14 protein-coding genes are annotated in these 14584 nt (G+C 37.1%); 7 read left to right on the forward strand and 7 right to left on the reverse strand.

What is annotated here, in order from left to right; genetic code table 11:
* Positions 1–13: 13 nt before the first annotated feature.
* The 4 genes from BN1354_RS10770 (at position 14) to BN1354_RS10785 (ending at position 5016) form a co-directional block, all read left to right on the forward strand.
* Positions 14–1882 (forward strand): DNA topoisomerase IV subunit B, encoded by a 1869-nt coding sequence (locus BN1354_RS10770; RefSeq protein ID WP_045090497.1) that lies wholly within the window; start codon positions 14–16, stop codon positions 1880–1882.
* Between the two features lie 15 nt (positions 1883–1897).
* The gene (gene coaD, locus BN1354_RS10775) at positions 1898–2395 is read left to right on the forward strand and encodes a pantetheine-phosphate adenylyltransferase (protein WP_045090496.1); all 498 of its coding nucleotides are present in this window, start codon (positions 1898–1900) and stop codon (positions 2393–2395) included.
* A gap of 62 nt (positions 2396–2457) precedes the next feature.
* Complete coding sequence (locus BN1354_RS10780) at positions 2458–4056, forward strand: S41 family peptidase (protein WP_045090495.1); 1599 nt, start codon at positions 2458–2460, stop codon at positions 4054–4056.
* A gap of 87 nt (positions 4057–4143) precedes the next feature.
* On the forward strand, positions 4144–5016 hold the full coding sequence (locus tag BN1354_RS10785; RefSeq protein ID WP_045090494.1) for a polyphosphate kinase 2 family protein: 873 nt from the start codon (positions 4144–4146) through the stop codon (positions 5014–5016).
* Positions 5017–5038: 22 nt separating this feature from the next.
* Here BN1354_RS10785 and BN1354_RS10790 read toward each other — a convergent pair whose 3' ends face one another.
* From BN1354_RS10790 to BN1354_RS10820, 7 genes are all read right to left on the reverse strand, one after another.
* Positions 5039–5464 (reverse strand): hypothetical protein, encoded by a 426-nt coding sequence (locus BN1354_RS10790; protein ID WP_045090493.1) that lies wholly within the window; start codon positions 5462–5464, stop codon positions 5039–5041.
* A gap of 3 nt (positions 5465–5467) precedes the next feature.
* Positions 5468–6034, reverse strand: a complete 567-nt coding sequence (locus tag BN1354_RS10795) for an RNA polymerase sigma factor (protein WP_045090492.1) — start codon at positions 6032–6034, stop codon at positions 5468–5470.
* Positions 6035–6043: 9 nt separating this feature from the next.
* Positions 6044–6439: a DUF6249 domain-containing protein gene (locus BN1354_RS10800; RefSeq protein WP_074010797.1), complete on the reverse strand. Its 396-nt coding sequence runs from the start codon at positions 6437–6439 to the stop codon at positions 6044–6046.
* Positions 6440–6705: 266 nt separating this feature from the next.
* The gene (gene mscL / locus BN1354_RS10805) at positions 6706–7128 is read right to left on the reverse strand and encodes a large-conductance mechanosensitive channel protein MscL (RefSeq protein WP_053827112.1); all 423 of its coding nucleotides are present in this window, start codon (positions 7126–7128) and stop codon (positions 6706–6708) included.
* A gap of 98 nt (positions 7129–7226) precedes the next feature.
* Complete coding sequence (gene ctlX / locus BN1354_RS10810) at positions 7227–8150, reverse strand: citrulline utilization hydrolase CtlX (protein WP_053827113.1); 924 nt, start codon at positions 8148–8150, stop codon at positions 7227–7229.
* Between the two features lie 35 nt (positions 8151–8185).
* Positions 8186–9415 (reverse strand): ornithine--oxo-acid transaminase, encoded by a 1230-nt coding sequence (rocD, locus tag BN1354_RS10815; RefSeq protein WP_053827114.1) that lies wholly within the window; start codon positions 9413–9415, stop codon positions 8186–8188.
* A gap of 59 nt (positions 9416–9474) precedes the next feature.
* The gene (locus BN1354_RS10820) at positions 9475–10110 is read right to left on the reverse strand and encodes a 3-keto-disaccharide hydrolase (protein WP_053827115.1); all 636 of its coding nucleotides are present in this window, start codon (positions 10108–10110) and stop codon (positions 9475–9477) included.
* 284 nt (positions 10111–10394) lie between these two features.
* Between BN1354_RS10820 and porX the strand changes: the two genes are divergently transcribed.
* The 3 genes from porX (at position 10395) to BN1354_RS10835 (ending at position 14525) form a co-directional block, all read left to right on the forward strand.
* Positions 10395–11960 carry a T9SS response regulator signal transducer PorX gene (gene porX, locus BN1354_RS10825; RefSeq protein ID WP_053827116.1) on the forward strand — a complete coding sequence of 522 codons (1566 nt, stop codon included), beginning with the start codon at positions 10395–10397 and terminating at the stop codon, positions 11958–11960.
* Positions 11961–11966: 6 nt separating this feature from the next.
* The gene (tsaE, locus tag BN1354_RS10830; RefSeq protein ID WP_053827117.1) at positions 11967–12380 is read left to right on the forward strand and encodes a tRNA (adenosine(37)-N6)-threonylcarbamoyltransferase complex ATPase subunit type 1 TsaE; all 414 of its coding nucleotides are present in this window, start codon (positions 11967–11969) and stop codon (positions 12378–12380) included.
* A 111-nt stretch (positions 12381–12491) separates the two neighbouring features.
* The gene (locus BN1354_RS10835; protein WP_053827118.1) at positions 12492–14525 is read left to right on the forward strand and encodes a tetratricopeptide repeat protein; all 2034 of its coding nucleotides are present in this window, start codon (positions 12492–12494) and stop codon (positions 14523–14525) included.
* Positions 14526–14584: the final 59 nt, after the last annotated feature.

Genomic DNA, 14584 nt, shown 5'->3' on the forward strand with positions numbered 1-14584 from the left:
GGGAGAGTAAAAAGTGAACGAAGCAGAAAAAGAATTAAAGATTTTACAGGATAATTATCAGGAAGAAAATATAGTCACACTTGAGTGGAAAGAGCATATCCGCCGTCGACCAGGAATGTATATCGGAAAGCTGGGTGACGGATCATCGGCCGACGATGGTATATATGTTCTTCTAAAAGAGGTTCTCGATAACTCAATTGATGAGTTTATGACAGGGTTTGGAAAAACTATTGATGTTGTTATAGAGAACGATACTGTTATGGTACAGGACCATGGGCGAGGGGTTCCGCTTGGTAAGGTAAAGGATGTTTGTTCTAAAATGAATACCGGAGCTAAGTACGATTCTAAGTCATTTAAGAGATCTGTGGGTCTTAATGGTGTAGGTATTAAAGCAGTAAATGCACTATCATCCAGTTTCTCAATGGTGAGCACAAGGGATGGACAGTCCAAAACTGTAACATTCTCACAGGGAACTCTTTTAAGTGACGGTGAGTTGGAACCATCAAATAACTCTAGTGGCACCAGGGTGGAATTTACACCTGACAGAGCAATTTTTGGAGATTATCATTATAGGGATGAACATATTGAGCCTCTTCTAAAAAATTATGTTTTCCTGAATATTGGTCTCACAATCAACTTCAACGGGAAAAATTACAGTTCTAAAAATGGACTGGAGGATCTTCTTAACGAAAATCTTACTTCAGAGGAGCTTTATCCTATTATTCATCTTTTCGGAGAGGATATAGAGGTAGCAATTACACATACAAATCAATATGGCGAAGAGTATTACTCTTTTGTAAATGGTCAGCATACAACTCAGGGTGGTACTCACCTTGCAGCTTTTCGTGAGGCTACTGCACGAGTTATTAAGGAGTTCTACGACCGCAACTATGAATTTTCAGATATAAGAAACGGTATCGTAGCAGCTATTAGTGTAAAGGTTGAAGAACCGGTTTTTGAGTCGCAGACAAAAACCAAACTAGGTTCTAAAGATATGGAACCTAATGGTGTTACTATTAATAAGTATATCAACGACTTCCTAAAAAGAGATCTTGATAACTATCTTCATAAGAATCCGGATACTGCAGAGATCCTGCAGAAAAAAATACAGGATTCTGAGAAAGAGAGAAAAGCTATTGCAGGTGTTACTAAACTTGCTCGCGAAAGGGCAAAAAAAGCAAATCTGCATAACAAGAAACTTCGTGATTGCAGAATTCATTACAATGATCCAAAGGGTGATCAGCGTGATCAGACGGCAATTTTTATAACAGAGGGAGATTCGGCAAGCGGGTCTATTACTAAAAGTAGAGATCCAAATCTACAGGCTGTTTTTAGTCTGCGAGGCAAACCTCTAAACTGCTTTGGTCTGACAAAGAAGATCGTATACGAGAATGAGGAGTTTAACCTGCTTCAGGCTGCGCTGAATATTGAAGAAAATATGGATGGTCTGCGATATAATAAGGTTATTATTGCAACAGATGCTGATACCGATGGTATGCATATCAGACTTCTTTTGCTTACATTCTTTCTTCAGTTCTTCCCTGATTTGATCAAGAAGGGGCATGTCTATATTTTTCAAACTCCGCTTTTCAGGGTTAGGAATAAGAAAAAAACTATATATTGCTATTCAGAAGAAGAGCGTATAAATGCTATTGATGAACTTGGGCCTAACCCGGAAATTACAAGGTTTAAGGGGTTGGGAGAGATATCACCTGATGAATTCAGAAACTTCATTGGAGAAGATATCCGACTCGATAAAGTGACAATGAAGAAAGAGGACCTTCTAAAGGAGCTGCTCGAATTTTATATGGGTAAAAATACTCCGGAAAGACAAGCTTTTATTATAGATAATCTTGTTGTAGAGGAGGATGTTGTAGCTTAATTATTATCTTGCATTATGAGTGAAATAGTAGCAGAAAACCTGGCACAGGATAATATCAGAATTGCTGTTTTCCCAGGTACGTTTGATCCATTTACAATTGGACATGAATCACTTGTGCGAAGGGGACTGCAGCTGATGGACAAGATTATAATAGCAATTGGGGTCAATGAGTCCAAAAAATCATATTTTTCGCTACAGCAGCGTATTGAAATGATAAGCGAATTATATAAAGATGAACCTCGAGTAAGCGTGCAAAGCTATGATACCTTAACTATTGAATTTGCCGAGAAAGTAGGAGCACGCTATATTTTGAGGGGAATAAGATCGGTAATTGACTTTGAATATGAGAAAACTATTGCGGATATGAACCGAACTATTTCCGGAATAGAAACGTTTGTATTATTCACAGAACCGGCTCTGACTCATATTAGTTCCTCGCATGTAAGGGAGCTTTTAAGGTATGGTCGCGACATCACTGGCTTTATACCTAAAGGGATGAAATTATTTGATTAAGTGATAAAATAACAACTTGCATTTACATAGAGTAGTATTACTCAACAAAATTTGACATATTGATGCTAAAAAAAATAACCGGACTTTTCCTTTGTATTCTACTTTCCTCTGTTGGTGCATCAGCACAGTTCAGACCAAGTCCAGAAGGTATAAAACTTGAGCGAACACTGCAACTTATTAAAAACCTTTATGTGGATGATGTTGATTCGAAAGAACTTACCGAATCTGCAGTACGTGCTATGTTGAGAGAGCTGGACCCTCACTCAAGCTATCTTAATGAAGAGGAGGTTAAAGCAATGAATGAACCACTGCAGGGCAATTTTGATGGTATTGGTATATCATTTAATATGCTCACAGATACGCTTTATGTGATGGAGGTTATCGCAGGTGGACCTTCTCAGAAAGTAGGGATATTGCCCGGTGATAAGATTATATATGTGGGAGATACTCTGATTGCAGGGGTTGAGATGAATAACCAGGATGTTGTTAAGATGCTTCGTGGTCCTAAAGGTACTACGGTAAATGTAAAGGTCTTGAGGCGAGGGTCAAAGGATTTGATTGAGTTCAGGATAGTTAGGGATAAGATTCCAATCACCAGCATCGACGCTGCATACATGGTGTCAGAAAATATTGGTTACATCAGACTGAGCAGGTTTGGGATTTCCTCTGCTGATGAGTTTAAAGCTGCTGAAAGTAAACTCAGATCGCAAGGTATGAAGCATCTCTTGTTGGATCTTACAGATAACGGTGGAGGAATATTGCAGACTGCCAACGAAATTGCTGATGAGTTTCTTGGTGAGGGAAAAGTTATTGTTTATACTGAAGGTAAAAATCAGCCAAGATATACAATGAATGCCACTGGGACTGATGAATTGAATGGTGGAAAACTGGTAATTTTAGTAAATGGCTCTTCTGCCTCTGCAAGTGAAATTCTGGCTGGTGCTATTCAGGATTGGGACAGAGGGGTTATTGTAGGTAGAAGAACTTTTGGGAAGGGATTAGTACAGCGACAACTGCCACTGCCTGACGGAACAATGATTCGCCTTACTGTTGCAAGATATTATACTCCTTCGGGAAGGAGCATTCAGAAACCATATGAGGAGGGTAACATTGAAGCATATAATCAGGATTTTATTAACAGATATAATCAGGGTGAATTGTTTGAAGTGGACAGTATTCATTTCCCTGATTCACTTAAATATAAAACTCTTATAAATGAGCGTACGGTATATGGAGGGGGTGGTATAATGCCTGACTATTATGTACCTATAGATACAACTTCCGGAACAATGTTCCATGCAAATCTAAACGCAAGGGGTGTAATTAACAGGGTTGCAATTGGGGAGGTTGACAATAACCGCAAATCTCTTTTAAGTAAATTTTCTGATGTAGAAGAATTTAATAAAGGGTACCACATTTCTGATGACTTGTTAAACAGGTTAAAAACTGTTGCAGCTGAAGTTGATGTTGAGTGGAATGAAGATGAATATTTAAAATCTCAGAATCTTATATTTGTACAACTGAAAGCCTTGATGGCAAGAGATCTGTATGACTCATCTGCTTTCTTCAGAATTATAAATGATGAAAATGATATCTACCTGGAAGGACTGAAGATAATTTCTGATGAGAAGCTCTACAACCAGTTGCTGCAAGGGGTATAAAGTTTAACAGCTGATTAATCTATTGGTTGATTAGCTGATTTAGATAAGTATATTACCAATGATTTTTTTTAACCAAAACATTAAGAGATGAATTACAACTACAGCAAACTTCTTGTAAAAGAGGATAGTAGGGTGGTGCTCAGCAACTTCCCAACACTCGAGGATGGTGGATATAATAAGAAAACTGCAAAAGAGGAGATAAAGAACAATATTAAGGAATTGAAGAAATTTCAGGAGATGTTCTATGCTGATGACAGGTACTCGCTCTTAATAATTTTGCAAGCCCGAGATGCTGCTGGAAAGGATGGAGTGATTCGTCATGTTATGTCGGGTATAAACCCACAAGGTTGCATGGTTCATAGCTTTAAGACACCAACAAAAAATGAACTTGAGCATGATTACTTCTGGCGCCATTACAGAGAATTACCACAAAGGGGAATGATAGAAATTTTCAATAGATCGCACTACGAAAATGTACTTGCTACTAAAGTTAACCCACAGTGGATTCTTAATGAACGTATTCCGGGATATGGATCAGTAGATAAAATAGATCAGAGCTTCTGGGATAATAGATATGAGAGTATAAACGCTATAGAGAAACATCTCTATAATAATGGAATGAGGATATTGAAATTCTTCCTGAATATTTCAAAAGAGGAACAAAAACAAAGGTTTCTTGACCGTATCAATGAACCTGATAAGAACTGGAAGTTTAGTTCTGCTGATTTGCAGGCACGGTCGCAGTGGGACGACTATACTGCCGCTTATGAAGAGATGCTTAGTAAAACTTCAAAACAGTATGCTCCATGGTATGTAATTCCGGCAGATAAAAAGTTTTTTACACGTGTTGCTGTTGGCGAAATAATACTTGAGCTGTTTAAATCACTAGACCTGCATTACCCTCCAGCAGAATCACCAGAGATTTTGGAGAAAGCGAAGGTAAGGTTAGAAAACGAATAGTGAACTAAACAGTATAATTTAATTAATAAGTACTGTTTTTCTCATGCAGATTTTCAGAAGATCTTTTCTCTTTTAAATTTGCATCCAGTCTGGATATTAACCATAAAAGGCTAAATATCGATGCTACAAAAACTATTGATCCCCAAAACTGAATAGAAAACAGGAATTCGCTTCCTTTTATAAAATAAGCTGTTGCAATAATTACAGCCAAAACAGCATACATAGTCCCGAAAATAGAAGCAAGATCCTTTAAAACATTTCCTGTAGCTTTTTTATCAGATGCCTGCTCATTAATCTTTTGTGTAGAAAATGCTTTCTCAGTCTCAATCTGATGCATAATCCTGTATTTCAGATTCTCAGGAGCCTTTATTTTTGAAGATTCAATCATCTTTTTGATTATCTCTTCTGCATTATTTTTATCATTATTTTCCATTATAACATTCTTCATTATTTAATTTACAATCACATTCTCCGTCTCATCCCGGTAATGCTTTAATAGCAACTCCTTAAACAATTTCCTGGCACGGAACAGTTTCACTTTTACATTAGATTCATTCAATCCGGTAATGCCTGCTATCTCTTTTACAGGATTATCTTCCATGTAGTATAAAGTTAGCAGGAGTGCATCACCTTTTGGAATCTTTTGCATGATGTCGGCAACCATTTCATTGCGTTCAACATCTTCTATCTTAATATCAAGTGCATCATAACCTATCTGTACAGCATTCTCAATCTCTGTTTCCTTTGTACTGAGCCACATCTGTGATTTTGTATGTGAAACAGCTGTATTGTAGACTATACGATAGAACCAGGTTGAGAACTTACTCTCTGAGCGAAAACTGTGCAGGTTTCTATAAGCTTTTACATAACTCTCCTGCACCACATCTTCCGCATCCTGCATATTGCCACAAATCCGATAGGCTATTGTGATTGCCATATCCTGATAAGTTTCAACAAAGTAAGAGAATGCGGAAGTATTGCCTGAAAGTACTTGTTGCACACAATGATTCTCGTTCATTGAAAAGTGTTATTCCTGTTCTTGCTCTTCTCTTTGATTCTTCACTGACATTTTCTGTGTTACCATAAAATATGCCAGATAACCTATACCAAGGAAAAATACCACGCTTGCGCCGGTGACCCAAAACTCATTACCCATACCTATAACCATATACTCTGAGCACAAGAATCCAACAATTATTCCAATACCAAGTGCAATTAGAACAATTCCGTTTCTGAGTGAAACCATCTTATTTGGATCTGATTTTCTTCTGGGTGTATCGGGAGGAATGATTCCCTGATTAATTAACCCCATTCGTTCTTCGTTCCTTGTCTGCATCCATCTTAATCCTAATACTAAACCTGTAACGATAGGCAATCCAATTGTACATATGATTGCAACAATCGGTATCCATAAACCATCCATAATTATTTGTTTTAAAATGTAAATATTTTTGTTTTCGTAAATAGGACTCATCCACTGATGGATTGGTTACAAAAATAACAAAATATTTTTCTGACTTTCTATTTTTTCTATTATCTTCATATCTACCACATATTTTTATTAGGAGGCCTTGGATTATGTATCCGTGATGTGCATTTGAGTTTATATATAAATAGTCCCGAACTGAAAGGCCGGGACTAAATAAATTTTTTTGTGATCGATAGACTTCTAGCGGTTTACCAAAATAATTATTTATTCTTTAGTAAATCTCGAATCTCTGTAAGAAGTACTTCTTCTTTGGTAGGTTCAGGTGGGGTTTCAGGAGCAGATTCCTCTACTTTCTTCCTCTTTAGCGAATTCATAGCTTTAATAACCAGGAAGATAGCTGTTCCGATAATTGCAAAGTCCACAACTGACTGAATAAACGAGCCATAGTTCCATGTTACAGCAGGCGTAATCACTTCCGATCCTTCCATAACAGCCTGTTTTAAAACTAGTTTAAAGTCGGCAAATTGTCCTTGTCTTCCTAGTAAACCCAGTGGCGGCATTAAAATATCATTCACAAAAGAAGTAACAATCTTTCCGAATGCTCCTCCAATTACAATACCCACGGCCATATCTACGACACTGCCGCGCATTAAAAATTCTTTTAGTTCTGATTTAAATGACATAGTTCTTTTGATTAATAGGGTTGTATACTCTTTATAGCAAAGAAAGTAAAAATATTCTAATATATGTTGTTAAGGTCTTAAAATAAAAATAGTTGTTCTTAATAAAAGATTTCGGCAATCATACAACGTGCTGAACCACCGCCATTTTTCTCTATTGTACCTAGTTCTGCAGATACAATTCTGTTATATGTTGATATAATATTTTCCTGCGATGATGTTAAGGAATTATGCGCAGAAGCTGACATGATCATCAGTGGACTGCCATTTCTACTTTTTACTTCTATCATATTTCCGGCAAATTGTGAAACCTGTTCTAATGAAATATCAACAATTATTTTACCTGTTGAGTTTAACTGTGAAATAACTTTTTTTCGCTCATCCTCATCTTTAATCGATTCAAGACATATTACAGCAACCTGCATACCTATTGCCATCATCACATTTGTGTGATAAATATTGTTATTGTTTTTATCAACTGCATCAAAAATAACAGGCTGGAAATTCATTCTGGAGCAGAAATCGGCCAGTACTTTCTCTGATGTACGTGGTGAACGACAACAATATGCAATTTTCTTACGTCTGTCAAATACCATACTTCCAGTGCCCTCAAGATACTCACCTTCATTCTCCCAAAAAGTAAAATCTACCACTTTCCTGTGGTTCATATTTCTTTTAAGCAGTTCTATGATGTGTGGCTTTCGCTCCAGCCTGCGGTTTGGGGCGAACATTGGATAGAGTACCAATTCTCCAGAGAAATGAGACGAAAACCAGTTGTTCGGGAATATTGAATCAGGTGTATACGGATCAGGAGTGTCCTGTACAACTGTGACATCAACATCATTTGCTCTAAGTAGATTAACGAAAGCATCAAACTCTTTAATTGCCTCCTCTGCAATTCTTTCCTTTTCAGATTCCTGATCTGATAACTCGGATCGTATCTGAAAGTAGTTGTTCTCTGCTGTTTCTTCATTAAAGGCAAAACGTGCAGGGCGTACCATAAGAATCTTTGATGTTGTCTGCATATTGAATCTATATATATATGAGAAGTAACTGGTTATTATTCAAGCAATTTTAATGATTTTGCTATTATTCCAATAGCATCATTTAATTCCTCTTCTGTAATTATGAGAGGGGGTGCAAAACGTATGATATGTCCATGTGTTGGTTTTGCAAGCAACCCATTCTCTGCCATTTTCAAACATACATCCCACGCCTCTTTTCCATTATGAGGTTCAATTACAATGGCGTTGAGCAGACCTTTTCCTCTAATCTCTTTAATAAAGGGACTTTTTATCTTACCAAGCTCTTGTCGAAATATCCTGCCTAAATATTCAGCTTTTTCTGCAAGATTTTCCTCTTTCACAACTTCAAGTGCGGCAGTAGCAACTTTGCAGGCTAATGGGAATCCTCCAAAAGTGGAGCCATGCTGACCAGGTTCTATCGTAAGCATGATATCATCATCAGCCAATACAGCAGAGACTGGCAATACTCCACCTGAAATGGCTTTACCCAGAATTACAATGTCAGGTCTGATACCTTCATGATCACAGCATAATAATCTGCCTGTGCGAGCAATTCCAGTCTGCACTTCATCAGCAATAAAAAGGATATTATGTTTTTTGCAAAGATTATAGCACTCTTTTAGATAACCTTCATCAGGGACAAACACCCCGGCTTCACCCTGTATTGGTTCTACAAGAAAACCGGCAATTGACTCTCCTTTTTCCTGAAATATCGATGAGAGTGCTTCACTGTTATTGTATGGAATAACTTCAATCCCGGGAGTATAAGGTCCATAATCCGCACGAGCATCTGGATCGGTTGACAATGAGACAATCGTAATTGTTCTGCCGTGAAAATTGCCTTCACAAACAACAATAATTGCTTCGTTCTTGGGTATCCCTTTTTTTAAATACCCCCATTTACGAGCCAGTTTAAGAGCTGTTTCAACCCCTTCTGCACCGGTATTCATCGGTAATACTTTATCATATCCAAAGTATTCATGAATATATTCTTCGTATGGACCAAGCGTGTCATTATAAAAAGCACGTGAGGTGAGGCAGAGTGTTTCAGCTTGTTCTTTCAGTGCATTAACTATTTTGGGATGGCAATGTCCCTGGTTCACTGCTGAATATGCTGATAGAAAATCATAATACTTTTTCCCATCAACATCCCAGACATAGCATCCTTTTCCACTTGCCAATACTACCGGTAACGGGTGATAATTGTGAGCACCATATTTTTCTTCCTGATCGATATATTTCTTTGACAGTGTTGATATTATCATATTCTCGAATAATTAGTTTCACACAATAAAACACCTGGTATAATTTGAATATAGAACTTCTAGCTGATAACCAGGTTTCTGAATTCTATAGCTTTACCTTCGCTTTGCAGTCCGATATGCCCTTCTTTAACATTGCTTGAAGCAATATTTTGCAGTACTCCGTTTACTTTTACGGTAATATTGCCATCTTTTACAGTTATCTGAACCTTGTTCCACTCTCCCGTAGCGTTTTCACTCGATGGATTTTGTTTTTCAATTACAGGAAATGCTGGTCTCTCCTCAACACCTTCGGGCAGTACATACTCATTCAAATCAGCTCCGGAGAGCAATACCAGATCACCTGCCTTACCTGCCATAAGTTGACATTCAACACCTTTAGGGAATGGATTATTAGTCTCTTCTATCAGAAAGAAAACACCACTGTTGGTTGCTTCGCCTACCCATCTGTATTCCAGGTCCAAAGTGAAATCTGCATACTTCTCTTTAGTATACATGTAACCAAATGGTTCACCTTTAATTTTGATAATGCCATCATTTAAAGAAAAGACCTCTTCAGCATGAACAGCATTGTTTTCAACTACAAACTCCCAGTTTGACAGGTCTTTGCCATTAAAAATTTCATTCGATTTTTGTGTGCAGGCTGTTAAAAAGATTGCTAAAAATAAAAAAGCTGCATGAAGGTTTAATAATTTCATAAGTAAGTAATATTAATTGAATTCTTTTTAGGATTATGCTCTTCTGTTGGATTAACTCCAGATCTTTTTTATCACTACTCTTTACAAAAATACACTTTTTATTTACAATTAATAATGATAGGGATTAAATTCAACAGTTCAATCTGTTGATTCAAAAGTTAACCTGTAAACATCAGTCTGTTAAGAGAAGCTCTACTAAAATTCTGAAAAAGATTGTGAGAAAGTTTGGAAATGCATAAATTTGTCCCAAATGAGTATGCATGCATTCCAGGGGATAACAAAAAATGAATAAAGCACAATTTCTATGGGTCGATGATGAAATAGACCTCCTGAAGCCTCATATACTTTTTTTAGAAGAAAAGGGGTATACCACGGAATGTGTTACCAATGGGCATGACGCCATCAATAAGTGCAAATCTAAGTCATATGATCTGATTTTCCTGGATGAACACATGCCAGGGTTGACGGGATTGGAAACTCTTGCTGAGATTAAAGAGAGGTCTCCAAATGTACCTGTTGTAATGATTACAAAAAGTGAGGATGAGGGTATTATGGATAAAGCAATTGGTAAAAAAATTGCCGACTATCTGATAAAACCGGTTAACCCTACTCAGGTACTTACTTCAATCAAGAAAATACTGGACAAAAAGAAGCTTGTTTCTGAGACTGTTTCAGAGACCTACAGAAAGGAATATAATCTCCTGGATGAGGCAATTAAGAGCAGTAGAACTGACAGCGACTGGATAGAATTGTACAGAAAACTAGTCTTCTGGGAGATTGAACTAGAGCGATATGATTATCCTGTAAAAGAGCTCCCGGAAATGCAAAAATCGGAAGCTAATATAGCATTTGCAAAGTTTGTAAGAGAAAACTACAAACGATGGATAAACAGGTGGTTAAGTGAAAAAGAGGGGAGTGAGGAAGGACCGGTTATCAGTCCTGACCTGTTTGAAAAATATGTCTTCCCTATCCTTGATAAAGGGGAGAAATTGTTTTTTATACTTATTGATAATTTCCGTTTCGACCAGTGGGAGGTAATTAAGGATATAGTTTATGAAAATTTCGATTGTGAGGAAAATCTCTATTTCAGTATTTTACCTACTGCTACGCCTTATGCAAGAAATAGTATCTTTTCAGGGCTACTGCCTAAACAAATTTCAGAGAGATACCCCGACTTTTGGATAGATGAGTCGGATGATAACACCAAGAACGGTTATGAGGATCTGCTTATAGAATCTCAGTTACACAGGGGTGGGCTAACAAGCTCATTTTCTTATAACAAAGTAAATACTATAAGAGAAGGAAGTAAATTATCAGATAAATTCAGGGAGCTTGAGAAGTATGATCTTAATGTTATCGTCTATAATTTTATAGACCTGCTTTCTCATGCCAGGAGTGAACTAAAAATGATTAAGGAGTTGACTTTTGATGAGGCATCTTATCGCTCACTTACAAGATCGTGGTTTATGCATTCTCCTATAGTGTCGTTACTTAAAAAAATTTCAAGTGCCGGTTATAAGGCTGTGCTTACAACTGACCATGGCTCAATACGGGTCAAGAATGGATTGAAAGTGGTAGGTGACAGAGAGACAAACACCAATTTAAGATATAAGTTTGGAAAGAATCTGGCTTATGATCCCAAGAGAGTATTTGATATAATTCATCCGTCCAATTATGGATTACCTGAACCAAATATTAGTACAAGGTATATCTTTGCACTAAATCGGGATTTTTTTGTTTATCCAAATAATTATAATCAAATTGAGACCCATTTTGAGAACAGTTTTCAACATGGAGGAGTTTCACTGGAAGAGATGATGGTGCCTTTTATTTTATTAAAACCAAAATAGACTATTGTGAAAATTGTAATAAAGAATTTAGATGAGATCAGTACTGCTGCCCGTGAGTTTCTGAAGATTATGGGAGAGAACAGGGTTTTCGCCTTTTATGGGAGTATGGGAGCCGGTAAGACAACTTTTATAAAAGCCCTATGTGAAGAGCTTGGGGTGACAGAAACAGTGGGTAGTCCAACCTTTGCAATAATTAATGAATACAGAGGGGGTAATGGTTTGCCAATATATCATTTCGATTTCTATCGTATAAATAAACTTGAAGAGGTGTATGATTTTGGCTACGAGGATTACTTCTATAGTGGAAATTTATGCTTGATAGAGTGGCCTGAGCTGGTAGAGTCGCTTTTGCCTGAAAATACTGTCAGAGTTTCAATACAGGAAACGGAAGATGGCAGCAGGATGATTGATGAAATGTAGATAAATCTAATACCCTGTTTTAAACGAAAAAGATTTTTTGCACTCATATTGAATCAAAACTATAATCTAATCAGATAATATATTGTATATTAGTATTACAAATATTTTAGAATGAAAAAATATCTTATAGCTTTAATATTAGCGATTTCATCATTTTCTTCTATTGCGCAGGTGGATACCGACCGTGTAATGATTATTGGTAAAAATGCACTCTATTTTGAAGATTATGTTTTGGCGATTCAATATTTTAATCAGGTTATAACAGCAAAACCATACCTGGCTGAACCTTATTATTTCAGAGCAGTATCAAAATTTATGCTTGATGATTTCAAGGGAGCAGAAACAGATGCCACTTATTGTCTGGCTCGCAACCCATATTATACTGCTGCGTATCAGTTAAGGGGGGCTGCAAGACAAAATCAGGAGGATTATGAAGGTGCTGCGGTTGACTACCAGCGAAGCTTGGAGTTTTTTCCTGAAGACAGGATAACTCTGGTTAATATGGGTATTGTAAATATTGAGATGAAGCAGTATGATATTGCTGAGAAATTCTTTGAGGCTTTACTGCGTCGGTTTCCTGATTATACGCCCGGATACCAGGCACGTTCACAAATGTACCTGGAGATGAACGACACTACCAGAGCTCTTGCTGATCTGAATAAAGCTATCGAGATAGATCCTTATACATCTCAGACTTTTTCTGCACGTGGGTTACTATACTTCCACAAAGAGGAGTATAATATGGCTCTTGCAGATTTAGATGAGGCTATAAGGCTTGATCCTTACTTTGAAGGAAATTATATAAACAGAGGATTGGTCAAATACTATCTGAACGATTTGAGAGGAGCAATGGCTGATTATGATAGGGTTATTGAGCTTGATGAAAATAATCTTATTGCACGTTTCAATAGAGGTTTGCTGAGAGCACAAGTGGCTGATAATAATCGTGCTATCAGAGATTTTGATAAGGTGATTGAGTTGCAGCCTGATAATACTATTGCCTACCTTAACAGGGCTATTCTGAATAACGAGATAGGTAATATTGACGGTTCTCTTAATGATCTAAATATAGTTTTGGAGACTCACCCGGAGTTTTTTACAGGTTATTATATGCGTTCGCAGCTTAAGCGTGAGTTAAATGATCTCAGAGGGGCTGAGAGTGATTACAATCTTGCGAGAAGACTTGAGGCTAATGCACATACAGCATCAGCAGATGGTCCAGAAAAGAAAGAGACGCGAGATCAGACAGATCTGGATATTGAGAAATTTAACCTATTGGTTACATCCAGAGAGGAGAAATCACAATCAACCCAGTATCAGAGACAAAGCAGGGGCAGGGTACAAAACCTGAATGTTCCTGTTGAACTGGAACCGAAATTTGTGATTACATACTATGAGAGAAGTCACGATGTACGTCGTCCTGTATACTACTCAGAGTCTATTGAGAAGTCTAACAACAGTCTCAATCTTGACTGGATCCTGAAAGCTACCAATAATGAAGCTCCTTTAAATGAAGTGCAGATACAGACACATTTCAGGTCCATACAGGATTATTCTGCAAGAATTGAAAAAGATCCTGAGAATTACTCTCTCTACTTTGCAAGAGGGATGGATTTCATGCAGATTCAGGATTATGAAAATGCAATAAAAGATATTGGCAAGGCATTAGAGTTGAATCCCGGTCTGCTGATCGGATATTTTACCCGTGCAGTGTTACGTACTGAGCAACTAGAATATGATTATCAGTTATCTGGATCATCTGCTTTTACTGATGTTGCCGGTAATAACCAAATAAAGGCTTTGAATGATATTACAGGAAAACCAAAATTACCTGAAATATCAGTGAGGTCGGTGCATTATGATGAAATTCTAAGAGATTATGAGGAGATTCTAAGAATAGATCCCAATTTTATTTATGCATACTATAATCGTGCAGAGATATTTACAATAGAAAAAGATTATAGGGCTGCAATAGCCGACTATACAAAAGCTATAGAGATTGAACCGCAGTTTGCTGAAGCATATTTCAATCGTGGTATTTCAAGACTGGCTATTGGTGAAACTTCAAATGGTCTTGACGATCTTCGAAAAGCGGGAGAATTGGGTATCGTGCAATCATATAGCATAATAAAGCGTATGCAATAGAATTAATTTCAACAAAATAACTACTTTTGTATTATAAAAAAGAATAAGAATAAAACAAG

This window comes from Lascolabacillus massiliensis, from assembly GCF_001282625.1.
Taxonomy (GTDB): domain Bacteria; phylum Bacteroidota; class Bacteroidia; order Bacteroidales; family Dysgonomonadaceae; genus Proteiniphilum; species Proteiniphilum massiliensis.